21 protein-coding genes are annotated in these 24,979 nt (G+C 47.8%); 7 read left to right on the plus strand and 14 right to left on the minus strand.

Going from position 1 to position 24,979, the window contains the following annotated elements:
• Positions 1-140: 140 nt before the first annotated feature.
• The 8 genes from JMX98_RS10420 to dnaQ form a co-directional block, all read right to left on the minus strand.
• Positions 141-494 carry a hypothetical protein gene (locus tag JMX98_RS10420; protein ID WP_227680133.1) on the minus strand — a complete coding sequence of 118 codons (354 nt, stop codon included), beginning with the start codon at positions 492-494 and terminating at the stop codon, positions 141-143.
• A 172-nt stretch (positions 495-666) separates the two neighbouring features.
• Entirely contained in the window at positions 667-963 is a 297-nt protein-coding gene (locus JMX98_RS10425) for a DUF3144 domain-containing protein (RefSeq protein ID WP_075101243.1), read from the minus strand.
• A 144-nt stretch (positions 964-1,107) separates the two neighbouring features.
• Positions 1,108-2,274: a methionine adenosyltransferase gene (gene metK, locus JMX98_RS10430; protein WP_201586405.1), complete on the minus strand. Its 1,167-nt coding sequence runs from the start codon at positions 2,272-2,274 to the stop codon at positions 1,108-1,110.
• Between the two features lie 476 nt (positions 2,275-2,750).
• Positions 2,751-3,446 (minus strand): endonuclease III, encoded by a 696-nt coding sequence (gene nth / locus JMX98_RS10435; RefSeq protein WP_192993885.1) that lies wholly within the window; start codon positions 3,444-3,446, stop codon positions 2,751-2,753.
• Positions 3,447-3,498: 52 nt separating this feature from the next.
• A complete protein-coding gene (locus JMX98_RS10440) occupies positions 3,499-4,341 on the minus strand; it encodes an RnfABCDGE type electron transport complex subunit B (RefSeq protein WP_201586413.1) in 843 nt (280 codons plus the stop codon).
• 368 nt (positions 4,342-4,709) lie between these two features.
• Positions 4,710-5,660: an NAD(+) diphosphatase gene (gene nudC, locus JMX98_RS10445; RefSeq protein WP_201586415.1), complete on the minus strand. Its 951-nt coding sequence runs from the start codon at positions 5,658-5,660 to the stop codon at positions 4,710-4,712.
• A gap of 165 nt (positions 5,661-5,825) precedes the next feature.
• Positions 5,826-7,508 carry a hypothetical protein gene (locus JMX98_RS10450; protein ID WP_201586417.1) on the minus strand — a complete coding sequence of 561 codons (1,683 nt, stop codon included), beginning with the start codon at positions 7,506-7,508 and terminating at the stop codon, positions 5,826-5,828.
• A 428-nt stretch (positions 7,509-7,936) separates the two neighbouring features.
• Positions 7,937-9,526 (minus strand): DNA polymerase III subunit epsilon, encoded by a 1,590-nt coding sequence (gene dnaQ / locus JMX98_RS10455; protein ID WP_201586419.1) that lies wholly within the window; start codon positions 9,524-9,526, stop codon positions 7,937-7,939.
• Between the two features lie 745 nt (positions 9,527-10,271).
• Here dnaQ and JMX98_RS10460 point away from each other — a divergent pair.
• Together JMX98_RS10460 and JMX98_RS10465 are read left to right on the plus strand one after the other, a co-directional pair.
• Positions 10,272-10,823: a hypothetical protein gene (locus tag JMX98_RS10460; RefSeq protein WP_201586421.1), complete on the plus strand. Its 552-nt coding sequence runs from the start codon at positions 10,272-10,274 to the stop codon at positions 10,821-10,823.
• A 156-nt stretch (positions 10,824-10,979) separates the two neighbouring features.
• Positions 10,980-11,285, plus strand: coding sequence for a hypothetical protein (locus JMX98_RS10465; protein WP_075101153.1), 306 nt, complete (start codon positions 10,980-10,982; stop codon positions 11,283-11,285).
• 293 nt (positions 11,286-11,578) lie between these two features.
• Here the strand turns inward: JMX98_RS10465 and JMX98_RS10470 are convergent, their stop codons facing one another.
• Complete coding sequence (locus JMX98_RS10470) at positions 11,579-12,028, minus strand: YkvA family protein (protein WP_201586423.1); 450 nt, start codon at positions 12,026-12,028, stop codon at positions 11,579-11,581.
• A 354-nt stretch (positions 12,029-12,382) separates the two neighbouring features.
• Between JMX98_RS10470 and JMX98_RS10475 the strand changes: the two genes are divergently transcribed.
• Positions 12,383-13,612, plus strand: coding sequence for an LD-carboxypeptidase (locus tag JMX98_RS10475; RefSeq protein ID WP_201586430.1), 1,230 nt, complete (start codon positions 12,383-12,385; stop codon positions 13,610-13,612).
• Positions 13,613-13,638: 26 nt separating this feature from the next.
• Here JMX98_RS10475 and JMX98_RS10480 read toward each other — a convergent pair whose 3' ends face one another.
• Positions 13,639-14,685 (minus strand): GlxA family transcriptional regulator, encoded by a 1,047-nt coding sequence (locus JMX98_RS10480; protein WP_201586432.1) that lies wholly within the window; start codon positions 14,683-14,685, stop codon positions 13,639-13,641.
• Positions 14,686-14,866: 181 nt separating this feature from the next.
• Between JMX98_RS10480 and JMX98_RS10485 the strand changes: the two genes are divergently transcribed.
• From JMX98_RS10485 to JMX98_RS10495, 3 genes are all read left to right on the plus strand, one after another.
• Complete coding sequence (locus tag JMX98_RS10485; RefSeq protein ID WP_201586434.1) at positions 14,867-16,672, plus strand: acyl-CoA dehydrogenase; 1,806 nt, start codon at positions 14,867-14,869, stop codon at positions 16,670-16,672.
• A gap of 75 nt (positions 16,673-16,747) precedes the next feature.
• Positions 16,748-17,542, plus strand: a complete 795-nt coding sequence (locus tag JMX98_RS10490; protein ID WP_201586435.1) for an SDR family NAD(P)-dependent oxidoreductase — start codon at positions 16,748-16,750, stop codon at positions 17,540-17,542.
• A 162-nt stretch (positions 17,543-17,704) separates the two neighbouring features.
• Positions 17,705-18,469 (plus strand): SDR family oxidoreductase, encoded by a 765-nt coding sequence (locus JMX98_RS10495; RefSeq protein ID WP_201586436.1) that lies wholly within the window; start codon positions 17,705-17,707, stop codon positions 18,467-18,469.
• 192 nt (positions 18,470-18,661) lie between these two features.
• Here JMX98_RS10495 and JMX98_RS10500 read toward each other — a convergent pair whose 3' ends face one another.
• Positions 18,662-19,858 (minus strand): aromatic amino acid transaminase, encoded by a 1,197-nt coding sequence (locus tag JMX98_RS10500; RefSeq protein ID WP_192993913.1) that lies wholly within the window; start codon positions 19,856-19,858, stop codon positions 18,662-18,664.
• A gap of 125 nt (positions 19,859-19,983) precedes the next feature.
• Between JMX98_RS10500 and JMX98_RS10505 the strand changes: the two genes are divergently transcribed.
• Positions 19,984-20,838, plus strand: a complete 855-nt coding sequence (locus JMX98_RS10505; RefSeq protein ID WP_201586438.1) for an HpcH/HpaI aldolase/citrate lyase family protein — start codon at positions 19,984-19,986, stop codon at positions 20,836-20,838.
• Positions 20,839-20,925: 87 nt separating this feature from the next.
• Here the strand turns inward: JMX98_RS10505 and JMX98_RS10510 are convergent, their stop codons facing one another.
• From JMX98_RS10510 to JMX98_RS10520, 3 genes are all read right to left on the minus strand, one after another.
• Positions 20,926-21,510 carry a TetR/AcrR family transcriptional regulator gene (locus tag JMX98_RS10510; protein WP_201586440.1) on the minus strand — a complete coding sequence of 195 codons (585 nt, stop codon included), beginning with the start codon at positions 21,508-21,510 and terminating at the stop codon, positions 20,926-20,928.
• Between the two features lie 437 nt (positions 21,511-21,947).
• Entirely contained in the window at positions 21,948-23,210 is a 1,263-nt protein-coding gene (locus JMX98_RS10515; protein WP_201586442.1) for an MFS transporter, read from the minus strand.
• A 330-nt stretch (positions 23,211-23,540) separates the two neighbouring features.
• The gene (locus JMX98_RS10520) at positions 23,541-24,740 is read right to left on the minus strand and encodes a sugar transporter (RefSeq protein WP_201586444.1); all 1,200 of its coding nucleotides are present in this window, start codon (positions 24,738-24,740) and stop codon (positions 23,541-23,543) included.
• Positions 24,741-24,979 lie beyond the last annotated feature (239 nt).

Here is a 24,979-nt window from a genome sequence, read left to right on the forward strand (position 1 = left end):
TACCCAGCTTAGCACAAGCTGGGTATTTTTATGGCTGCCGTTATTAACAGCCAACAGTGAAATGCCAGTAGTGAAGTGAGTGGCACGGTGCCTATCGGTATTTTAACAACATCGTCATAACGTCATCATAAAACCGTCGTTTATAAACACTCGCCTTTGACATAGCCTATCGCCTCAGGGGTGCTACAGGCAGAGCAGGCGTTGCCAGCGGTACGGTAGCTTATCAAGTTGCCAGTTTTACCCTTCACACAAACAGGATCGTACTGCGCGGTGCACATGGTTTTTTCAGGGTCAAAGGGTGGGCACTGCGAAAACACACCATCAGGTAGTTGGTGAGAGCGGGTAGGCTGGGATGGCGTGCTCTCAGACATTGTTATATCAGGCAAAGAGCTACAGCTTGCTAAGGTCAGTAGTAATGGCAGGCCGAGCATATGTTTGATAAATGGCCGATTTGTTATAAAAGTCCAAGCGTTGCTCATGAAGGGGGGCATCATTATATCTCCTTATATAAATGCAATAACGTCCGATTGTCTACCGTTTATAGTAGCGTATTTACCATCAACCATCCAGCCGATAGACCTGCAAAAATATATAGGCAATAAAAAACCCAAACTGATGATTCAGTTTGGGTCTGGTACTTATTATTATGATAAAACCAAGTGATGATTATTCCGCTGGTTGGTCATCTTTATTTAGCTGCACATATTTATCGAAGTTTTGGGCATAGTCAGTGAGGTTGTCGCTGAGCATTTGACGATACTGCTTGACATAAAACTCGACGATATCGTCTTTTTCTTTGGCAAAATCCTCACCCTTCACAAAGCCAATAGACGCAACTGACGCGCTATAGCGGGCGGCGGCATATAGTAAAGAAGCACCGACTTGGCCGGAATGAGCATTGGGGCCTAGCTGGCTGTTGGCAACCCCGATGATGGCATCAGCACGCTGATAAAACGCCTGCATTTCAGGGGTAATCTCAAGGCTTGCATCAACAGTGTTGTCTTGAGCGTTGTCTGGATTGGTATCTTGAGACATAAGCGACTCCTAATAAGTATCGGTGGTTTTAAATGGATAATATCAATATATCAATGCGACTCAGTCGGGCGATTACAAGCCTGCGTCTGCTTTTAATATCTCAGCTTTATCGGTTTTTTCCCACGTAAAGGCAGTTTCTGAGCCTGGACGGCCAAAGTGACCAAAGGTGGCGGTTTGCTGATACATCGGCTGCAACAAGTTGAGCATACGAGTAATGCCATAAGGACGTAAGTCAAAGTGTGTGCGAATCAGACGAATGATCTCTTCGTTGCTGATCTTACTGGTGCCAAAAGTGTTGACGGAGATAGAGGTAGGTTCGGCGACACCGATGGCATAGCTGACTTGTACTTCACAGCGATCGGCTAACCCTGCGGCCACGATGTTTTTGGCGACATAACGTACCGCGTAGGCCGCGCTGCGGTCGACTTTTGATGGATCTTTGCCACTAAAGGCACCACCGCCATGACGTGCCATACCACCGTAAGTATCCACGATGATTTTACGCCCTGTCAGCCCTGCATCACCGACAGGCCCACCAATCACAAACTTACCTGTGGGGTTGATATGATAGCGTGTGCCCGCGTGTAGTAGGTCGGCTGGTAGCACTTGCTTGATGATAGATTCCATAACGGCTTCTTGCAGATCTGTTTGCGAGATGCTTGGGTCGTGCTGCGTGGACAATACCACCGCATCGATCGCCACCGGAAGATTGCCGTCGTATTTTAGCGTGACTTGTGCTTTGGCGTCTGGACGCAACCAAGGCAGCTCGCCTGCGCGGCGTAGCTCGGATTGACGCTCCATCAGGCGATGAGCAAACTCAATCGGTGCTGGCATCAAGACGTCGGTCTCGTTACTGGCATAACCAAACATCAATCCTTGGTCGCCGGCACCTTGCTCTTCAGGGCTGCTGCGATCGACACCCTGCGCGATCTCAGGCGACTGTTTACCCAGCATATTGATGATAGCGCAGGTCTCGCCATCAAACCCTAGATCTGAATGATGATAACCAATACCATTGACCGTATCACGAACGATGCGCTCCAAATCGATGTTTGCGGTGGTGGTGACCTCGCCGGCCAATATCACCGCCCCTGTCTTGACCAAGGTCTCACAGGCCACACGGGCGTCTAGGTCTTGCTGTAAAATGGCATCAAGAATGGCATCTGATATTTGATCAGCCATTTTATCTGGGTGGCCTTCGCTCACAGATTCTGAGGTAAATAAGTTGTATTCGCGCATAATTAGATCGCTTAATTGAATCGATAAAGGTAGGAAAAGCGGCACGGTTTAGCGTGGCTTTCATTCATATTGGCCGCGTGATTACTCAGTTGGCGGATAATGGGTGTTGCTAAATAATTGACAATCAGTATCGGTCGTAATATTTATTAAAATCAGTTTGCCGCCGCATAGCGTTAACCATCGAGCAGTCATTATGGATAGCATAAATGGCGCTAAACCACCCAAAAACACAGGCGTATAAACGTGCCACGCTTATCATCTCAACGCTTTTGCAGTCACGCCTGTATCCTCTACTATCGACGGTCACCGTCGTTGTCATCTGTTAGTTCAAAAATAAGGGTATTCTACCTTGAAACGTCGCAAAACTCTAGTGAGCGACGTTTGCTGTCACATAAGAAATGCTCAATAAAAGGTTTGGGGCAATCAAACGACAAAGTCAGGGCTATCGGTATGACCCTCTGTTTCATGCCAAGGGGTTATAGCTCTACAAACTTGGCTTTGTCTTTAAACATACACTCATCATAAACCGGGCAAGCACCGCATTTTGGTGTGCGTGCTTGGCAAGTATAGCGCCCGTGCAAGATCAGATAATGATGAGCATCGACGATAAAATCTTCTGGAATACGCTCAATGAGCTTTTTTTCGACGATTAAGACGGTTTTGCCCGTGGCCAGCCCTGTACGGTTACCCACTCGAAAGATGTGAGTATCGACCGCCATCGTCGGCTGACCAAAGGCAGTGTTGAGCACCACATTGGCGGTTTTACGGCCGACCCCTGCCAGAGACTCTAAGTCTTTGCGGTTATCAGGGACAGTGCTATCAAACTTTTCAATCAGGTCTTGGCAGGTCTTAATGACGTTTTTGGCTTTTGAGTTATACAAGCCGATGTTTTTGATATAAGACTTTAGCCCTTCTTCGCCAAGCGCGAGTATGGCCTCAGGCGTATTGGCCACAGGATATAGTTGCTGGGTGGCGATATTGACACTCACATCCGTTGCTTGTGCGGACAAAATCACGGCAATGAGTAGCTCAAAATTACTGTCGTAATTGAGCTCGGTGACGGGCTCCTTAATCGTCTCGGCCAGCTTTTCAAAAAAAGGCCGCACGTCGCGGTTTGGCATGCGTCTGGAGGGCGGGGTCTCAGCCGTTTTGTGTTTGACCGTTTTACTCATGGTGTTTGACTTTATTTGATAGGTTGTTGGGCGTGAATCATTGAATCACTCATTAGCATAATTGTGCCAGCTCGGCTTGTAGTGTCTCAAGCTCGGCTTGTTTTTTGTCATTGGCGCGTACCGTAAGCTGCTTTTCTAATTTTTTGATTTTGGTGCGTAATTTGGCCGCAGCTATGGTGTTTTTTGCTTGAGCTTCGCTGATATCAACAGCTTGGCTGGTGGCGTTATTGAGTTTGGCTTCGACCATACTGACTACCGGCTTGGTGTTGCTGCTATCGCTTAGCTGCTCCGCGACGCGGCCTAAGTGCGTATGATAACGCTGGCGCAAATCTTCTTGCTCAGTTTGCCGCTCAGCGGCACTAAGCGTACGCTCGATAGTGACCAGATCGATACAGTCAACGGGGCAGGGTGCTAGGCAAAGCTCACAGCCCGTGCACAAGTCGGTAAAGATGGTGTGCATGTGTTTACCAGTACCGACGATGGCATCGACGGGGCAGGCAGGGATACATTTGGTGCAGCCTATACAGTCCTCTTCGCGGATGACAGCCCGCACTTCAGTTGGGCGCTCGGAGCTGGCATCTATCGGCCACTGTGAAGGAGCAGCGGCGGGGGTTTGGCCTTGCTGATAACGCTCTGTATCGACAATTTTTGCGATCGCATCCGTCACGGGCTGGCCGCCAGGCACGCATTTATTGTATGGCTCGCCATCTACAACGATGGCGGCCGCGTATGGCAAGCAGCCGTCGGGATGCTCGCACAGGCCGCACTGCGTCTGTGGCAGGCAGGCATCCACCGCTGCAATCTGCGACGAGACATCAGCAGGCAGCGTGTCAATCTGTAGGTCATCAAACAATATAGGCAGATTGATCAGACGGATAGGGGCGTTACTTTGCATGTTATTAAAAACCTTAACACCAGTACAAAAAGGGTGTTGGTATATAGTTGATCTCTCATAACGCTGCTGGCTGGTTTACGAGCGTTTCGCTTGCCTGCCTTTATGAGCGTGATGAAAGTATGGCTACTGATGGGTGATAAACGACCATCGCTGCGTTCAGGCGGTCATTTTAAATGGATGATAACAAAATCACAATAATGGCGTATCCTCGTCCGCGCATCATATTTGCCAAAAAGTCTTGCTGCGATGGGCGGGCAAGGTTATAGCGCACTGGTCATGGTCAAATCATGGTCAAAGACGCTGGTAGTCATGCGTCATTAGTAAATTGATACATTGGGCTAAATGATGGACGCAATCACCTATGATGGCTAAACCATGCCTTGCTCACGGAGGATCTGCTCAATCAGCTCATAAGCAATACTGCCTTTCGCAGGTATCTTGGGCAGGCTTGAGAGATCAAAGAAGTCTGCATGTGACAGCTCATCTTCTTGAATCATCAGCTCGCCACCTGCATACGTAGCACGAAATCCGAGCATCAAGTTTGACGGATATGGCCACGGCTGACTACTGACATAGCGGATATCTGTCAGATGAATATTGACTTCTTCATACACCTCGCGCACCACGGCGTGCTCAAGGCTTTCTCCCACCTCAACAAACCCTGCGATCAGGCCATACTGCAGCGGCTGTTTTTGTTGACCGTAGCGATGATGATGCGCCAGTAAAATTTGCATTGCACCTGTTTGCGGGTTGGGGCGGGTAATGGCAGTGATGATGCACGGCTGGACACGCGGGTATTGGCGCAGCTTGCAAGTCGGGCAGACCATCGCTCGCTCACCCAGTCGCGCATGAACGACTGGCGAGGCGCAGCGGCTACAAAACTGCGTGTCAGCTTGCCAGCGCAGCAGCTGTATGGCTTGGCTGAGTTGGTCGCTCAAGGCCATGGGTAGCTGGGTGAGCAGCTGGCGATACGGGATAAAGGCATTACCACTACTTTCAGCGATGAGAGGTAAGGCGATATGATGCGCCGTGGCATACTCATAGGTCATGGCACAGGTTGCGCGCGCAGTAAACGCATGAGTTGGCTTATCAAGCGTAGTATTGTTGGCGTTGGCGTTATGACGGTTGTCATCAGCCTGCCAATGACTGGGCGCTAGGCTCTCAAGCAGTGTGACACATCCGAGCTGATAGGCGGGCACTGCATCATCATCGGTGGCCGCAGCAGCAGACGCCAGATAATCAACGTGCCACGGCCACCACCCCTCAGGCGTTTGACGGCACAATACCGTATCATCACTAAAGATAAAAGCGCAGGTCATATCAGGGTTCCAAACGATAGCGAAAGCAAATAAAAACAAGTCTGTACCTGATGAGATACAGACTTATAAGACAGAAATAACGGTCTATTTTACCTAACCATAAAGCGGAAAAGCACAGCATATGGGCAGTAGGTAATGAGTAGCAGCCAGCTTGTCTTGACTAGGCTAGGCTGCTAGCAGCTGACTTAGGCTTTGCTGTCCGACATTAAGCGCTTGTTTACTCACAGGACGGTTATGTTCAAACCCATCTAAATGATGATCGACTGCCATGATGACATCTGCAATACATGCCAGCGTACCGTCTTCGATGCGTCTGCCACTCTCGATACGCTGCTCGATATAGTTGGCCAATTGACTGAGCATGCTAGCAGGGGTCGGCAGCTGTAAGAAGCGCACAGCACCGGCCACTTGGCGCATCATCTCAGGGATGTTTTGGATGTTTAGCATATCGCGCTCAGGCTCGGCCAGATAATCATTGATAGCTTGCTCTGCATTGGCGATGGCCGTACGGCTTTCTTGTATCAAGGTATCATTGGCTGTATTTAGCTGATGCAAAGAGATGTGAGGGTTGTTTAGCGGTAAGTAAATCGCCCCTGGTGTGTGCATTGCAGCCATGGCGATGGTGGCATTTTCAGCATGCATGAGCGCCAGCAATAGACGATCGAAGTCCTCAGGCGAGGGCGCTTGCCAACGGCCGACCTCCTCGGCTGCGGCGCGCAAACTGTCGGCAGCATTTGACAATCCAAGCAGACGAAGTGCTGAGCCCAAGGCCGCTAAGTCTTCTATGATTTTGGCTGTTTGCATCTCAGCGCTATTGACAGAGTCGCCGCGCGCGTAGCTATCGACCTCTTCTTTGATGGTATTGATCTGCGTCTGAATCATAGTGTTTAGCGTATCAGTAAGGGCGCGGTTGGGACCAAATAAAAACCGTCTCATTTGCTCAAGTTGCGGCTCTTCTAGCCGGTTTTGCGCATATTGCTCGCGTAGATGCTGTGCCGCTTTGTTATTGCGCTGACAAGCAAAGCTGACCAAATCAGCAAAACGTGTATCCATCACAGGCAGATAGCTTTGGAATTGCTGCTCTAGATAAATCAGTGTGTGTTTTTGGCTTAACGTGAGCGGTAGGATGGCCGCGATGTCGGCAGTAGCCGCAGCGGCCGCTTGCCAAAACAAACTGCTGGTCTTGGAGGCAATCAACGCGCAGGCTGCGCTCATGGCATTGAGCTTTTGCTGCGCATCTGCGCTGACAGTGCCATCTTGGTTTAATAAGGCAACGCCAAGACCGCTACGATAAGCATCTGTCAATAGCTCGTTGTTTAAGCCAAGCTCATGCAGTGGTTGGAAGTTTTTTTCTGGACTGGCAATGATGACGCTACTGCTACCAAAGGCTGAAAAGTAGTCAGCGGTGATAGGAGCGTGCTGGCCATGCGCGTTTAGCTTATTGATCACAGGTAACAATAGCGTCGGCTCTACCGACTCTGTCAATAAGACAAACTCGACATAGCGATCTAGTGTCATGATGGCCTCTGACAAGTCCATGATCAAATTGACATCGTTATTGTCGCCGTTGTCGTATAGGCGCTGTAAACCATTGACGATGGCGGTGTTTAGTGCCTCAGCACCAACCAAAGAGATGAGTTTGAAAATACCAGACAGCTGCTTTAGGACGATGATGGAGTCTAGCAATAAAGGCGCTTGAGTATTGTCATCATTAAACTCGCTAAGATGGGTCTCGGTATCCTTAAGCGTCACGACAATCTCATCATGCAACAAATGCAATGAAGGTAAGTTAAAGTCAGTAACACTAAGCGTTGGGGCGGTTAACTTCATTTGCGCAGACTGGTCCATAAGTGTGTTTCCATAACGTACTGATAAGAGTAACGATTGTTCAAATACGAAGTAACAAAGCGTTTGAATGAAAAAGCGTTTATTAGTAATGTTTTAACGCTTAATATAGGGCGTATTGAACATTCAACCATGGCACTGACAGAGACTATTTTTTAGACGATTCGAAGGTAAAAATAGTAAGCTTAGTCGCTCTAAGCGTCTATTTTTACCAATGAAGCGGCAAAAAAGAGTCCTGTCCCTACGGCTGATGCTAAAATTGTTCCATACTGCGTTGCAAATCTAGCTAAGGCATCTGCATTATCGTCGCTTTGCGCCTTGTCTGGAACAATTTTAGCGATCAGCAGTGCCTATTTTTGAGTGTTCAACACGCCCTAATAATCAAGACTATATTATACAAATGTCGGATTAGAAAGTGGTTTTAGTGACCGCTACATATTGTTTTTGAGGGCAGGGAAGTCTTCTGCCAGTGACGCATACCAGTGTTGGCTTGCGCTCTCATCCATAGGCGACTGTAGTAATAGATCTGCCAGCTCCGAAAAATGGGCATGACCGGTCTGTCCGCCGTCGGTTTGTGTGTCTTCTTCGATGGCGAGAGCGACCTGTCCACCGGTCATTGCCAGATAGACCTCGGCCAATATCTCCGAATCTAGTAATGCCCCGTGAAAAGTACGATCTTGCTTACCGACGTCTAAGCGGCGCACCAACGCATCTAGCGTGTTTTTTTGTCCTGGGTATTGCTGCTTGGCCATCGCCAAAGAGTCAGTGACCTGTATGCGCTCGGCGAAGTCGTGCAAGCCAACTTTGGCAAACTCCATGCTCAAGAAGTTGATATCAAAGGTGGCGTTATGCGCGATGATCTCGGCGCCATCCATAAAATCATACAGTGCTTGTGCGACTTGGTCAAAGGTCGGCTTGTCTGCCAAAAACGCCTCAGAGATACCGTGAATACGAATCACTTCTTCGTCCATCCCGCGCTGTGGATTGATATAGACGTGGAGCTTTTCGCCCGTAAACTTACGGCCGACCAGCTCGACGATACCCACTTCGATGATGCGGTCGCCCTTTAGAGGGTCAAGACCTGTGGTCTCAGTATCCATAATAAGCTGACGATCAGAGTCATGGCGATGGATGGGCTTTGGCAATAGTGGCCTAAAGTAAGGGTTAGCACGACTGGTGTCGCCATCAAACTTGGGCATCTCCTCTGCGCTAGCCGTTTGTGTGTCAGCTTGGCTGACTGAGGAGGTGTCAGTATTTGGCATGTGCGTGTTTGGGTTGGCGTCAGTCATGGTTGCTTGCTCTGTTGGTCGCTGAGTGTGGCTAGAGATGATTGGATAGTCAGCAAGGCTACGGGTATCTTGGCTTTGCGAGCTGTCCGCTGGCGTCTCATCTGTATCGTCATCGATCATATCAAACCCTAAGGGGTCAAAGGTTAGCCAATCGTCATGGCGGCGCTGGCTTGCCTCAGCCGTCAAGGGGTCTTTTTTTTTAGGCAATTCAGTTGTCGCTTGTACCTCGCTGCTGGAGGTCACCCCCAGATTGGCCAGCTCGTCGGCTTTTTCGTTGCCAGCATGTCCAGCATGTCCTTTGACCCAGTGCCAATCGACATCGCGCTGTTGACAGAGCGCATCTAGCTGCTGCCAGAGATCTTGGTTGGCGACTGGTTTTTTGCTCGCCGTCTTCCAGCCTCTTTTTTTCCAGCCAGCGATCCAATCAGTGATGCCGTTTTTGACATAACTTGAGTCTGTCCAAATCTCAAGGGTATGCGCTGGCGGGCTGTGCGTTAAGGCTTGTATCGCGCCCATCAGCTCCATGCGATTGTTGGTGGTTTGTGCTTCGCCGCCATACAGGTCTTGGGTGCGGCCATCACTAAATATCAGGTGCGCGCCCCAACCGCCAGCACCAGGGTTGCCCTTACACGCGCCATCGGTATAGGCAACCGTCGTGTTTGCTTTGGCCGCGAGCGGATCTGCCGCGTGGTCGGTGTGGGTATGAGGCATCGAATGCGGACTGTCTGACATAAAAGCTGAGCAACCTGATAAATGATAACGGCAAGAATAAAAAAAGCGAACGTAGCGCGCGTTTTGGTCGTTTTAGTACAAAACTGCGCTGCGTATTTTGGGTCTGAGTATAGCAAATATCAGCTTACTATGGGTAATTATGGGCGGCGCTGGGGCACAAAATCTTTGCTGAAAATTAGCGCTTGTCCTCAATTCAATCGATAGCCATCTAAATGGGCTAAAAATGGCTAAATCTGGCCAAACGGTGTCAAATAGGTGACTAGGGCGTGTTGAACATTCACAAATAGGCACTGCTGATCGCTAAAATTGTTCCAGACAAGGCGCAAAGCGACGATAATGCAGATGCCTTAGCTAGATTTGCAACGCAGTATGGCGCAATTTTAGCATCAGCCGTAGGGACAGGACTCTTTTTTGCCGCTTCATTGGTAAAAATAGACGCTTAGAGCGACTAAGCTTACTATTTTTTACCTTCGAATCGTCTAAAAAATAGTCTCTGTCAGTGCCATGGTTGAATGTTCAATACGCCCTAATATCTCGATATTATCTGCGCTATTTTCCTTGTTCGATGGCGATTTATCTCATTTTTATCACCATTTTTAAAATGAGGACACGCCCTAGATGGTCAGGTTATCTTTTTGGTTTTCTGTTAAAATAAGCCGCGTCACCGCCGGATACCGGTATAAGACGTATTGTCACCCTTTATTTAATCCGTGCCTCTCACGCATAAATGCAGGATAACGCCCTCATGTTATTACGCTCAGCTAGTTTTTGTAAAAAACTCACCCCGCTGCTGGTTGCTACCGTCGTAAGCAGCGCTATGTTTTTGACCGCGTGTAATGACAGCGACACGCTAGATGAGACGGCGTCGGTAGTGCCAGCAGATTTGTCGGTGTTTGAGGGGTGTTATACCGTCAGTCATGATGAGCCTGCCCAAATAAAAATCAGTCAACAAGCGGGCGCGTGGGTCATGCAAATGAAAGAGCCAGCAAGCAGTGGCCGCGTTTGGGACACGCCTGAGCCATTAGAAGCCATCGAAAACAGTGAAGTTCCGCAGTTTTTTTCGATCGATCCTGATAATGTCGATGCGGTCATCGGTCGCCCTGATAGAGTACTGGTCTTGGCACATGCCAAACCCGCTTATGCCAACATCGATCCGCTGCTAGATAGTGAGTATCTGTCCTATATTTATCGCGGTGCCAATACCATCTATCAGGTGGCATGTGATGAGGTCAATACCGATATTTTGGCCAATCCGCATGCCAATATTATCATCGATAATGTCAATGAGAGCCGATAAGCCGATCTTTGAAGCGTCTTTAACGAGGTCTTTTGGGCAGATAAAAGCGTGCGACGACGGTTAGTAGAGGCGCTTACAAACCTCTCAATAGTGTGCTCGTCATGTCGCTGTATTATCATGTGTCTTTATTATGAATAGTCAGTTGAGTCAGGTCGTATGAATTTTTTTAGTTATGTGGTGTTGGGCGGGTTTTCTTATGCCGCTGGTTGGGCGGTTAGAACCTATATACTTGATAAAAAGCCCAAATCTGAGCAGCCTTACAACCTCAAGCACCCAACCATTTTAGCCTATCTTGGCAGTTTTTTTATCGTGATGTTGGTGGTTTCTTGGCTGATTGGTCGCTACTTGCTCGGTCATATCGCCATTGATTTGCCTTTTATCATCGTCAATAGCTTGGTGGCGACCTTTGTGTATTCATTTGGCCTAAATCCAGAAAACGCCAATTATGGGGTGCCTGATTGATAGGTCGGTCGTAGTACTGTTTGTCATAAGCGGCACCGATAAGACTAGAGCGTGTCCTCAATCGATAACCCTCTAAATGGGCTAAAAACGGCTAAGTCTAGCCAAACGGTGTCAAACTCAAATAGTTGACCTCAATATTATCTGCGCTATTTTGCTTGTTTGTCTGCGATTTATCATATTTTTATCAGCATGTTTCAAATGAAGATACGTTTTAATAAAACAGGGTCAATGACGCTTACATGGACCCTGTTTTGTTCAGCTAGCTATCAGCCATGATGACTGGTAGTTGTGATTTACTTATCTTTGCTGGATTGTTCTTTGTCTGACTTTTTAAAGGTTGGTTTTGAGTCCTTGTCTGTGTCTACAGATTTGTCTTCGGTAGCCGTTTGTTCATCCTTCCATTTTTTGTATTTCGTTAAATCCTTGTCTATCATTTTAAGACAAAACTTGAGTACCAAGGCGTCATCGATATGACCGATAAAGGGGATAAAGTCAGGAATGATATCGATGGGGTTGAGGACATAAAGCAAGCCAACCACCGCCGCTGAGATGGTCTTATAAGGAATGTTGCGATAATTGCCCTGATAGTAGTCTTTTACTAGGCTCATCAGCAGCAATAAGTCTTTGGCATAGCCTTCAAGGCCTTGGTCTTTTTTGAGTTGGTCGTTTAGTTTGTCTTCTTTGCCTACGATGAGCTTTATACTATCCATCAGGCTTTTATTGTCTTTTTCTTTATCGGCCATACTAAGGGTCCTCATATAAATGTTAGGGTAGATGTTTTTGGCTAATGGTATTTTGATCTATTGTTGTCGTACCTTTTACTATAGCAAGAGTCGTGACGTCATCCAAATAAGACGATGAGTGGTTCTGTATCATTTTGTTGACTGTGTGCGCAGCTGAAGATGCCACGTCAAGTGGCCTAAAACCCTGACGCTAGCCAAAATTTGATGCTAGACAGAACCTGATGGCTGTAACCTAGTGATTGTAACTTAACGACAGTTTTGAGCTGCGTTATAAGAAAATAGCGGTTTAATAAACTATTACGAAATAAAGTATTGCTGAATACAGTCGTCATCGATGACAATAAAGGTAGCATTATGACCAAGATATCCTTCGCACTCAATCGTCGCCAGTTCCTGCGTCAAGCTAGCCTCTATGCAGGGGCGGGGCTGCTCGTCACGCGCGCCGTGGCGCACTCATCTATACAGGCGAACCCGCCAGAGAGCCACCTGCCGCTGACCAAAGATGATCTGCCAACGGCTGTAGAGGAGCGTGCTGCTGAAAAGACAATGGCTGAGAGCTTGCCGGCAAAGCGTCTTTGCATCACACCAAATATTGAGACGCGGCTGTTTGCCAGCTCCAACGTCGGAGGTAGCCAGCAGCGTAATGCGCGGGCTTTAGAGCGCTTGGCCTGCGCGGGTTTTCAGGTAGATAATCCGGCGATTACCAAACGGCAGTATTTGCGTTTTGCGGGTACGGACTCGCAGCGTGCCAGTGATTTGCAAAACATCGCTACGGGTGCAATCAAAGCGCCTAAATTGCTACTTGGGGTACGCGGTGGTTACGGTGCTATGCGCCTATTGCCGATGGTGGACTGGCCGACGCTTGGGCGTATTATGAAGGAGCGCGGCACGATACTGGCAGGGTTTAGCGATGTGACCGCCATCCAGTGTGCGCTGTTGGCAAAAGGCGGTATGAGCTCGCTTGCCGCGCCGATGCTCTATAGCGAGTTTGGCAAAACCAAGCCTGATGAGGTTAGCTGCCGACAGTTTGTAGCAGCATTAACCACTCCCAATCTGACTATCGATATACAAGATGCGTCGTTAACCAGTGTAAATTTACCCAGTATTCTGACAAATTCTGAGCCAAAAACGCTAACCGGCACTATGTGGGGTGGCAATCTAAGCGTGGTATCGGCGCTGGCGGGTAGTGCGTACTTACCGCGTATTGACGGCGGTATTGTATTTTTAGAAGACGTCGGCGAGCAAGCTTACCGTATCGAGCGCATGCTCTATGATTTGTATTTGGCAGGAGTGTTTAAAGGTCAGCAGGCGATTGTGTTTGGCGCGTTATCGGGTAGTGGTGAGGACAGTTATGACAAGCGCTATGATGTCGCCACCGTGATTCGTCAATTGCATCAGCTGACAGGATTACCGATTTATAGCGGCATGCGCTTTGGTCATATTGGACAAAAGCACAGCTTTCCACTTGGCGCGATGTGTCAGATTAGTCCAAATACTGCTGGTGGCTATCAATTGGTATTTAATGATTACCCAACGATTAAGGCTGATGCCATTTATGTCGAAGGGTTATGGCAAAATGTTTAGTGGTTAAAAATATAATAAATAAAAGTCTAAATCGCCAGTCGTGAAAATTTATCCTGATATTCTTTCGGGGTCAGCTCGGTGGCGCGTTTAAACAGCCGCGTAAATGATGAGATATCATCATAGCCGACTTGATGCGCTAGCGATTTTATCGTCACATCGCCCAATTCCAGTAAGCGCTTTGCCTGCTCAATACGCACTGCTTGAATATATTCAATCGGGCGCATCGTAACGGCGGCTTGAAAACGTCTGTTTAAGGTGCGCGGGGTGATATTGACCATGGCGGCCAAATAGCTCACCTGTATCGCTTGCCTAAAATTTTCCTCGATAAATTCTTGTACTTTCTGAACCAGCTGGTCTGCATGCGGCTTATGCAAAGTCACATTGGTATAGCTGTTTTGATTACCGCGTTTACTATCAATAATCTGGGTTTTTGCCACTTGGGTCGAAATCTCGCGCCCGCAATAACGCTCGATTAATAACAACCCTAAGTCATAAAAAGCGCTACCACCTGCTGCACAAAATATATTGCCTGATTGATGTGCTGAATCACTTTCTGACTCATTTTTTGATCTGCTTTTTGAGTGAGTAACAAACTGATTTTCTTGCAAATCAACCAGTGGAAAATCTGCCTTAAATTTACTCGCATAACCCCAATGGGTTGTCGCGACTTTGCCATCGAGCAAGCCTGCTTTTGCTAAAAAGAACGCCCCACTGCAATTGCTAGCGATATCGGCTTTGGTATTTGCCAGTCGCTTGATATGTTCAATCAGCTCAGCGTTCTGACTCAGCACTTTATCGATGGAATCGCCAATCGTTGGAATTAACAATAAGTCGCACTCTGTCACTTCCTGAATATCGCCATGCGCGCGCATGATTAAGCGATTGCTACATCTGATATCTGCGCCGCCAAGGCTGGCAATCTGCACATTAAATCTCGGTTCGACTTCCTCATCCAAAAAGCGCTGCCAACTCACTCCGGTAAATGAAAATAAATCTAATGCGCCTGTCAAAGCACTGCCAAGCACACCATCAAAACCGACAATGATGACGTTAAAGGGTTTGAAGTAGGGCATGGCTACGTAATTTCCTTTCAAAATACTTATTAAAAATGACGTTTTTTGACGGGGTTTTCTAATTTAACACATGAGTTTTGTCGTATTTGACCATGATTATGTCATAAATGACAATACAGCAAGGCGTTAAATTAGATTACTATCAAGTCATCAACAAATTTAATGAGCCAGCGAGAACACTATGGCAGCAGATACGCTTATCAACGACTTTGAATTACCGTTTCAGTTATATGATGTCTTGGGCACTGAAGACTTAACCAAGCATCCGAAGTTTGCAGAACACAGCCGCGAAACCTTTGACGCGGTATTGGGTACCGCCAATAAAATCGCCACTGATTTGTTTTTACCGCATAATCATGTGGCCGACAAGAACGAGCCACAGTTTGATGGCAAAAAAGTCAGCATGATAGATGATGTCAAAGTCGCCTTTGATGCCTTTCGTGAGTCGGGCTTTATCGCCGGACGTTATAGCTTTGACGATGGTGGCATGCAACTGCCTGAAACCGTCATGACCGCAGTGGCAGGCTATTTTATGGCAGCCAATCCATCGACCACGGCTTATCCATTTTTGACCACGGCGGCGATTAATGTCATTTCTCATTTCGCCAGTGACGAGATCAAAGATGCCTTTATGCCGCGTATGCTAACCGGTGAATTCACTGGCACCATGGCACTGACAGAGCCGCATGCTGGCTCGTCACTTGCTGATATCAAAACCACTGCCGTGAAGCAAAACGACGGCAGCTATCGTATCAAAGGCAGTAAGATTTATATCTCAGCGGGCGATCACGAATTGTCTGACAACATCGTGCATCTGGTTTTAGCAAAAGTGCCGGGCGGTCCTGGTGGCGTCAAAGGTATCTCGCTATTTGCCGTGCCCAAGTATCGACTCAATGATGATTTATCGGTAGGCGAGCGTAATGACGTGCATTTGACCGGACTGATTCATAAGCTTGGCTATCGGGGTGCAACTTCTACAGCATTGAGCTTTGGCGATGCAGGCGAGTGTCACGGCTATCTGATTGGGGATGAGCATTTTGGCCTGCGCTATATGTTCAAAATGATGAACGAAGCGCGTATTGCAGTTGGCTTTGGTGCGGCGATGATTGGCTATCGCGGTTATCAATATTCGCTTGACTATGCCAAAGACAGAGTGCAGGGCAGAATTGCACCGAATGATAAACCTGAAGATGCAGCAACGGCAATTATTAATCACGGTGACGTCAAACGTATGCTGCTTGCGCAAAAAGCCTATAGCGAGGGCGGTATTTCACTCTGTCTCTATGGCTCCAATCTCATTGACCGTATCAATACCTGTGAAGACGCCACCCAGCAAGCTGAGCTATCAGAATTACTAGATTTACTCACACCAGTGCTCAAAGCATGGCCGTCAGAGTATGGTCCCAAAGCCAATGATCTAGGTATTCAAGTATTGGGCGGGGCAGGTTATACGCGTGAATATCAAGCCGAGCAGTTTTGGCGAGATAACCGTCTCAATCCCATTCATGAAGGCACAAATGGTGTGCAGGCGTTAGATTTGTCATTTCGTAAATTATGGCAAAAAGGCGGACTTGGTATCCAAATCTTAAAACGTGAAATCACTCAAGACTTAGAAAGTATTCGTACACCAGAAACCGCCAAACTTGCCGGTAAGCTCATGCCTTATATGGGTCATTTACATGAAGTGCTCGTGCATTTAAGCAAAATCCTACAAACAGAAAAAGCCATCACTTTAACTGGTAATGCACAAGCATTGATGAATATATTTGCGACTATTGTGGTGAGCTGGATTTGGATTCGCCAAGCGAGCAAAGCTGAGCAACTACTAAGTACGACGCAAGATGGTGAGCAGCAGAATTTCTATCACGGCAAGATACAAGCGGCCAAATACTTTATCGATTGGGAATTGCCCTTAATCAACCGCGATATCGAGCTGTTAAATAACGACAATGCAGTATGCACGGATATGCAAGCCGAGTGGTTTTAATCAATAAGAGGTGAGTAGTATCATTTTGTAGGAACTTGCACCAGATAAAATAATACAATTTTAAAGGAATAAAATATGACGTTAAATACAAATGGAATTGCAGCAGACGTAGCCAGTAACGTTTATGGTAAACGTATTTTAATCACCGGCGGCGCGTCTGGCATCGGTGCAGCTAGCGCGCTACTGCTGGCAAGTCGCGGTGCGAAAGTGGTGATTGGTGATTTGGCAGAAGAGATGGGCGCAGGCGTTGCTCAGCAAGGGCAAGACGCGGGCAATAGCATCGTGTTTAAAAAGGTCGATGTTACCAGTGGTGATGAAGTACGCGCGTTATTTGCCTTTGCAATGGAAACATTGGGCGGCCTTGATGTGGTGATAAATAATGCCGGTATTGACCATCAGCCAGCACCCATGCATGAGTTGAGTGACGAGGACTTTGACCGTAATATCGCTGTTAATCTAAAAGGCGTCTGGCATTGTATGCGCGCTGCTGTTGCTTGTATGGCGACCAATGGCGGTGGCCATGTGATTAATGTGGCATCTATCGCAGGTTTGCGTTCTGCGCCGCTATTATCCGCCTATAGCGCTGCCAAGCATGGGGTGATGGGACTGACCAAGTCTGCCGCTCACGAGTATGCGCGCGTCAATATTCGTTTTAATGCTGTTTGCCCAAGCTTTATCGATACGCCGATGGTGCGTAATACCATGGCAAACATGGACGAGCGCGCCCAGCAAGCGACCATCAAAGCCAGCCCAATGCGCCGTTTAGGCGAAGTTGACGAGGTATCTAGCGCGATTGCTTGGCTGGCGAGTGATGAAAGCAGCTTTATGAATGGTCATGCCTTTACCCTTGATGGTGGTATGTTGGCTTAATAGTCAAATAACTGCTAAACCATGACGGCGTTAGCCTCGCTCGATGTACTATGCGTACTATCTATGCTCGGCTGCTTTGTAATGAGTTTGCAGTTTTTTGACCATAACTTATTAAGTATTTCTGATAAAAAGCTGAATAGCTAGTTCAAAATATAAGGAGTAATGATGAAAGATTTATTTGACTTAACCGGCAAGGTTGCGCTGGTGACGGGTGCAAGCCGCGGTATTGGAGAGTCTATCGCTCGTCTATTGGCATCTAGAGGCGCGCATGTAATTGTCTCTAGCCGTAAGATTGATGCGTGCCAAGCGGTCGCTGATAGCATCATCGCTGACGGTCATAAAGCCAGCGCTTTTGCTTGTCATGTTGGTGATATGGCGCAGATTGAGGCAATTTTTGAGCATATCAAGAGTGAATTTGGCCGTATTGATATCTTAGTGAATAATGCCGCGGCAAACCCTTATTATGGTCATATTTTAGATACCGATTTAGCCGCTTTTGATAAGACGGTAGAAGTTAACATTCGTGGTTATTTCTTTATGTCGACGGCGGCGGGTAAGATGATGCGCGAGCAGGGCGGCGGGGTGATTTTAAACACCGCTTCGGTCAATGGCTTGGTCGCCGGTGATAAGCAAGGTATCTACTCAATCACCAAGGCGGCGGTAATTAGCATGACTAAAGCCTTTGCCAAAGAATGCGGCCCATTAAACATTCGCGTCAATGCGCTGCTGCCAGGTCTGACCGATACCAAGTTTGCCTCGGCACTAACTACCAATGATAAAGTCTTAAAAATGGCGCTACATGCCATTCCACTAGGACGCGTGGCCGATCCGGACGAGATGGCGGGCACGGTGTTGTACTTAGTGTCTGACGCGTCGAGCTATACCACGGGTGCGACCGTGGTCGTCGATGGCGGTATGCTTGCCTAATTATTTGCTGAGTCACTGATAGCCAGTTGAAAATAATTAGTCATTTGCTTAGCTTTGTCTTAAATAGTAATGAGTGCTTGGCCATAACAGCACAGCTTGTACGCAAAGTAAAAAACCGCCCAGAGGTGAGTCTCTAGGCGGTTTTTATTTTTTATACGGTTTATAAATGGCTTAGTACTTCGCTCAGCCCGATCAGTCTTTTAGCACTTCTGCCATGGCATTGGCGACATAGTCGACGTTGTTGACGTTTAAACCTGCCATACACATACGTGAGTTTGAGACGATATAAACCCCAAACTCTGTTTGTAAACGCTCGATTTGCTTGGGGGTCAATCCTGTGAAGCTAAACATGCCGTTTTGCTTGGTGATGTAGTCAAAATTGCGCGCTGGCACGTTGGCTTCTAGTACGGATTTTAGCTTAAGGCGCATGGCTTTGATGCGGTCACGCATGCCGTAAACCTCGCCGACCCACTGTTGGTGCAACGCTTCGTCGTTCATGACGATATCGACCACGCGGCCACCGTGTGATGGCGGGCTGGTGTAGATACGGCGTACGGCGTAATTGAGCTGACCAAAGACGCGCTCGGCCTCTTCTGCTGTAGGGCATACCACAGATAAGCCGCCCACGCGCTCACCATATAGCGACAAGTTTTTGGAAAATGAGTTGCTCACAAATACAGGTAAACCCAGCGCCACAGCTTTGCGAATAGCATAAGCATCGTGGTCCATATCTTGCCCAAAGCCTTGATAAGCGATGTCCATAAATGCAATTAGCTCATGCTGTTTCATGATGTCCAATAGCTCATCCCACTGGGCATGGGTCAAGTCCATACCAGTTGGGTTGTGGCAGCAAGGATGTAGTAGCACCACATCGTGCTTATTTAACTTTGCAATGAAAGCTAGCATCTCATCAAACTTAATGCTGCTGGTGGCAGTATCGTAGTAAGGATAGGTGCCCACCTCGACATCCGAGCCTTCAAAGATGGCAATATGGTTGCTCCACGTCGGATCGCTCACATAGCACTTGGAGGCAGGAAACCATTCATGGATAAATTCAGCGCCGACCTTTAGCGCGCCAGAGCCGCCCAATGTGGCAATGGTAGCGACGCGTTTTTCTTGTAGCACCGCGGCGTCCTGACCAAACAGTAGATTTTGACAGGCGAGGCGATGCCCTGGCAATCCTGCCATCGGCAGATAAGGTCTGGGCGAGATGGGGTCAGCGATTCGTTGCTCGGCGGTTTTTACACACTCAAGTACTGGCAATTTGCTGTCTTCATCATAATAGATGCCGATGCCCAAATTGACTTTGTTTGGGTTGCTATCAGCAACAAATTTATCTACTAGACCCAAGATAGGGTCACCCGCATAATAGTCGACGCGTTCAAACATTTTGATTCTCTACAAATAAGATAAAATAAGGTCTCAAAAGCATAAACTACATTGCCGCTGAACTCAATGTTAGAATGAAGCAATAATGACAAAATACGTATCAATATACATTAATGAGGGTTGGAATGACATCACGTACAGACGATACTGCACATACCGAAAACACCCACTATGCCAAAACATGGCTATTTGTACCGGCAACGCGCATGGACAGAGTGGCCAAAGCCTTTGCCAGTGGCGCAGATGCTGTCATTATCGACTTAGAAGATACCGTGGCTCTAGAGGATAAAGCGTCAGCGCGTAAGGCGTTACAAGAATATTATGCTCATGCCGACTATCGGCCCGTGTGGGTGCGTATCAGTCAAGCAGGCAGTGATGAGTTTGCCAAAGACATAAAAGCCTGTGAGCAGATGCCCAATCTCGCTGGCGTCATACTGCCCAAGGCGGCACAGGCCACAGATATTGAATACATCCATCATTTAACTCGCCTATCTGTCATTGCACTGATAGAAAATGCGCGTGGTCTGTATCAAGTCGATACGATGGCAAAAGCGTCGGGGCTGCGTGCTTTTAGCTATGGATTTTTGGATTTGTGTAATGATTTGAACGTACAGGTAGGAACGCCGGCGGCAGATATTATCGCCAATCAGATTCGCTATCAGCTTATCCTTAGCTCTAAAATCCATCAGTTAGCGCCGCCCATCGATACCGTGTATCCTGATTTTCAGGATGCCAAAGGATTGGCCGCGCGCGTACAGTTATGGTCGCAGATGGGGATGGCAGGGATGCTCTGTATCCATCCCAAACAAGTGGCCGTGGTACAGCACACGCTGATGCCGACCGCTGCCGAGATGGAGTTCGCTCGGCGAGTGGTGACAGAGTACGAGCGCCATGGACAGGCGGTATTTAAGGTCGCGGGCGAGATGGTCGATGCACCGGTGATTGAGCGCTGTCAGCAGTTATTAAAAAATAGCCGTTAAATAAAATGCTGACATCACATGGGCCTTGCGTTTAAGTGATGTTAAAAGTTATGTTCAACGCCATGTCAAAAATCTGTCAAAAACATGTCATAAAAAATGCCTAAACATAGTATCAATATACCGCTCGATGGCCTCTGTATCAGGGTTGACCTGTGCATAGGTACGCAAGCCGATGAGCTGGATTTGGAAATAGCGTGCCAGTTCGGCAGGGTCTTGATCACAGCTGATCTCGCCATGGTCGATCGCTCGCTCAAAGGTGTTGACAAAAGAGGCCTCTACCTGCTTTAAGATACTAGTCGCGTGGGTGAGCAATTCTGGACTATCGTTTTGTGTCAGCTCGCCGATGGTTTTGACCACCATGCAGATACCGCTGGGCGCACCGCCTTTGCTGCAGATGGTGACGCTTCGAATAAAACGCTGTAGGCCTGCGAGCACGGTTTTTTCTTGGGCAATACAGTTGGCAAGATTGGCCGCGCCTTGCTCAGCATAGCGGTTTAAGGCTTCTGTAAACAAGCTGTCTTTATTACCAAACGCGGCATAGATGCTGCCAGGGCGCATATCGACGACATCTTGTAGGTTTCGCATCGAGGTGGCGTGATAGCCTTTTTCCCAGTAGAGGTTTTTGGCTTTTTCGATCACCTCATCACGATTGAACTTGGCTTGTGCACTCATGCGGCTCCCCTTAAAAGTCTCTATCTGATTAGGGCGTGTTGAACATTCGCAAATAGGCACTGCTGATCGCTAAAATTGTTCCAGACAAGGCACAAAGCGACGATAATGCAGATGCCTTAGCGAGATTTGTAACGCAGTATGGGGCAATTTTAGCATCAGACCCAACGATAAAAGCAGGGGACAGGACTCTTTTTTGCCGCTTCATCGTTAAAAATAAGCGCTTAGAGTGACTAAACTTATTATTTTTAACATCGAATCGCCTAAAAAATAGTCGCTGTCAGTGCCATGGTCGAATGTTCAACACGCCCTAAGTACATCAGCGTATCACTGTATCGTTTTTATATCGAATTGACTCTATATTATTGGTCATTCTTGTCTAACAAACGCCATTATTATAAAGCCATTTGCCTTATAAAGCGGCCAAACTTTGGCACAAATTAAAGCGGTTTTTGCGGCTGTAATAATAAAGCCAGTCCAATGGCGACAAAGGCGGCAATACCAGAGACCATATAACTGATGCGAAAGTCGCCCGTCAGCTCTGCAAGATAACCTGCTGCCACGGGTCCAAGCGCTTGACCACTCGAAAAGGCAAATGTCAGCGCCGCAAGCGCACTGGCTGCTGCCGCGGCACCAAAATAATCACCAGCGCAGGCGGCCATAATGACAGGTACGCTCCAGACCACGAAACCAAACAAGATAATCGACAAATATAACCCCAAATGCCAATCCGTCAAACCGACTAACAGATAAGCGATGGCAAGAAAGAAAAATGCCAGCGCGAGCCCAAGGCGACGGCCGATATGATCAGAGATCCAGCCAAAAAGCATGCCAGAAAAGACGCTCAGTAGACCAATCCATGCCCAAATACCGCCTGCAGCTGCCTCACTGAGCTGATAAGAGCCCACCATACTGGTCACGATAAAGGTCACATAAACCATATAAGTCGCGCCATAGATAGCAAAGATAACGCCCAAATGCGCGAGTAGCTTGAGGTTACTGCGTTCCAGCTTTTTTTTGTTTTTCATGGGCGAAGTGGGTACACGCCCGAAAGGGCTGCGCGTGACATCGTCTGGATGATTGCGAATCAACGCAAAAGTAAGGCATGCCACCACAATATCGATTAGCGCAAAAATCAGCCAACCCGTCTGCCAAGACAGTAAGCTAAAAAAGGGCAATAGTTTTGGGACGAAAAAGCCCGATAGGATAATACCAAACCCAGGGCCTGCCATCACCAGCCCCAATGCCAGCCCGCGATGCGACGGAAAAAACCAGTGTGACATGACGCTCATCATCGGTAAGACCACGCCGCCGCTGCCAATGCCAGTGAGCACATAAAAAGCGCAAAGCATAGGAAAACTGATGGTAAAAGCCATACCAAGCATAGAGGCTGCGATGACAAAAAGACTGGCCGTACTGGTTAAGCGAGTGCCAAACCTAGGTAGAATAAGCGGACTTAAAAGCACAGCGACAAGATAACCGATCAGGTTGGCAAAACCTAATATACCGCTTTGGGTGTAGCTCAATGCCAAAGATGCTGACATAGAGGGCAGCAGCATACCAAAGGCAAATCGCCCCAAACCCAGCCCGCAAAACATCGCTATAGATCCTATAGCGGCGACAACCCAAGCATAATGTAACCTGCCTAAGCTAAGCGGCGGCGTGCGATTGCGCGGCTCTGATGGCAAGCTGTCCTCACGCATGTTGTTTCTCCGAAAGACCGAAGAAACTGGCGCTTATGTGTCCCATACGCATGATACACAAACCAAATAATATCGCCGGCTGGCGTAAAATATTGCCCATTTTACACTTATCCTTGTGTGGGTAATGCAGTAAAAAAAGTCCGGTAGCAATGAGTATAGCTTTGCCTGAACACTCGTTCAATAGAAGTTATAAAAGTTTATGAAAATTGCTGCTTATGAGAATTGCTGCTGTTTATGAAAATTACTAAGATATGGTGATGATTGGCGTAAAAAATGCCAGACCGTTTAGTAGGCTGGCATTGTATTTGGGTTTGAATCATCTGGCTTTAACTAGCCGAGTCTTTTACTCAGCTCAGGAAAGCGTTTGATCATAAATAGCATCAGTAGCAGCGCCGCACTAGCAATGGCCGTCCCGACATAGCCCACGCTTGATAGCGACAGATGCGTCACCGCGTATCCACCAAAGAGCGCACCCGTACCGATTCCTAAGTTGATAATACCCGAAAACATCGACATCAGCATGTCTTGGGCATTGACATCGACCATGATGACTTTGGCCTGCATGGAGATGATCAGTAGCATCAGCGCCGCGCCCCATAACAAGGCAATTAGGCTGAGCGCCCAGATCGAGGTCACCACATACAGCAGTACTAGCATAGATAAAAGCATCAGTATGGTCGAGACCAGCATAATCCGCGTGTTAAATCGATCACCCCAACGGCTAAATATGACACTGCCGGCAATCCCTGCGACACCGAATAACAATAAAATGACCGTCGCTGAGTTTTCGCTCACTGAGCCGACCTGCCGCATAAACGGCTCAATATAAGAGTAGGCGCTATAGTGAGCGGTAAAGACCAGTAGGATAAGCAAGTACAGGCAGACCAATAGTGGGTTTTTTAGTAGTTCTGGTATTTTTCTAAAAGAGCCTTGAAACATACTGGGCAGGGTCGGTAATAGCTTGGCTTGTAGCACAAACACCACAAAAGCAATCATCCCAATCCCACCAAACGTCGCGCGCCAGCCAAACCATTGACCAACCAAACGCCCCAACGGCACCCCTAGCACCATCGCCAATGAGGTACCCGTTGCAAGCACGCTTAGTGCCAGTGCTTTTTTGCCTTCTGGTGCTACTCGTATGGCAATCGCCGCGGTGATGGACCAAAATATCGCATGTGATAGCGCGATACCTACGCGGCTGATCAGCAGCACATCAAAGCTCCAAGCAAATACGGACAGTACATGACTGGCAATAAATACTGCAAATAACCCTAGCAGTAAGCTTTTGCGCTCAAAGCGACTGGTCAGTAGCATCAGCGGCAATGACATGACCGCAACGATCCACGCATACAGCGTCAGCATCCAGCCAGTCTCGGCAGGGGTGATAGAAAAATCTTGGGCAATGTCACTGAGTAGGGCGACGGGGACGAATTCAGTGGTATTCATGATAAAGGCACTGATGCCCATCAAAAACACTTGAAAATACTGAGTCCGGCGAGCATCTAAGCTCGCCTCAATGTTGTGTTTCATAAGATCCAATACAAGAAAATGCTAGGGCGCGTCCTCGCTCGATGAGTAAGAATAATTAAGCAACAATAATTAAGTAAGAACAATAAGGACACGCTCTAATACGATAAGAAGATTAGGGCGTGTTGAACATTCGCAAATAGGCACTGCTGATCGCTAAAATTGTTCCAGACAAGGCACAAAGCGACGATAATGCAGATGCCTTAGCGAGATTTGTAACGCAGTATGGGGCAATTTTAGCA

This window comes from Psychrobacter sp. HII-4 (assembly GCF_904846595.1).
Lineage (GTDB): Bacteria > Pseudomonadota > Gammaproteobacteria > Pseudomonadales > Moraxellaceae > Psychrobacter > Psychrobacter celer.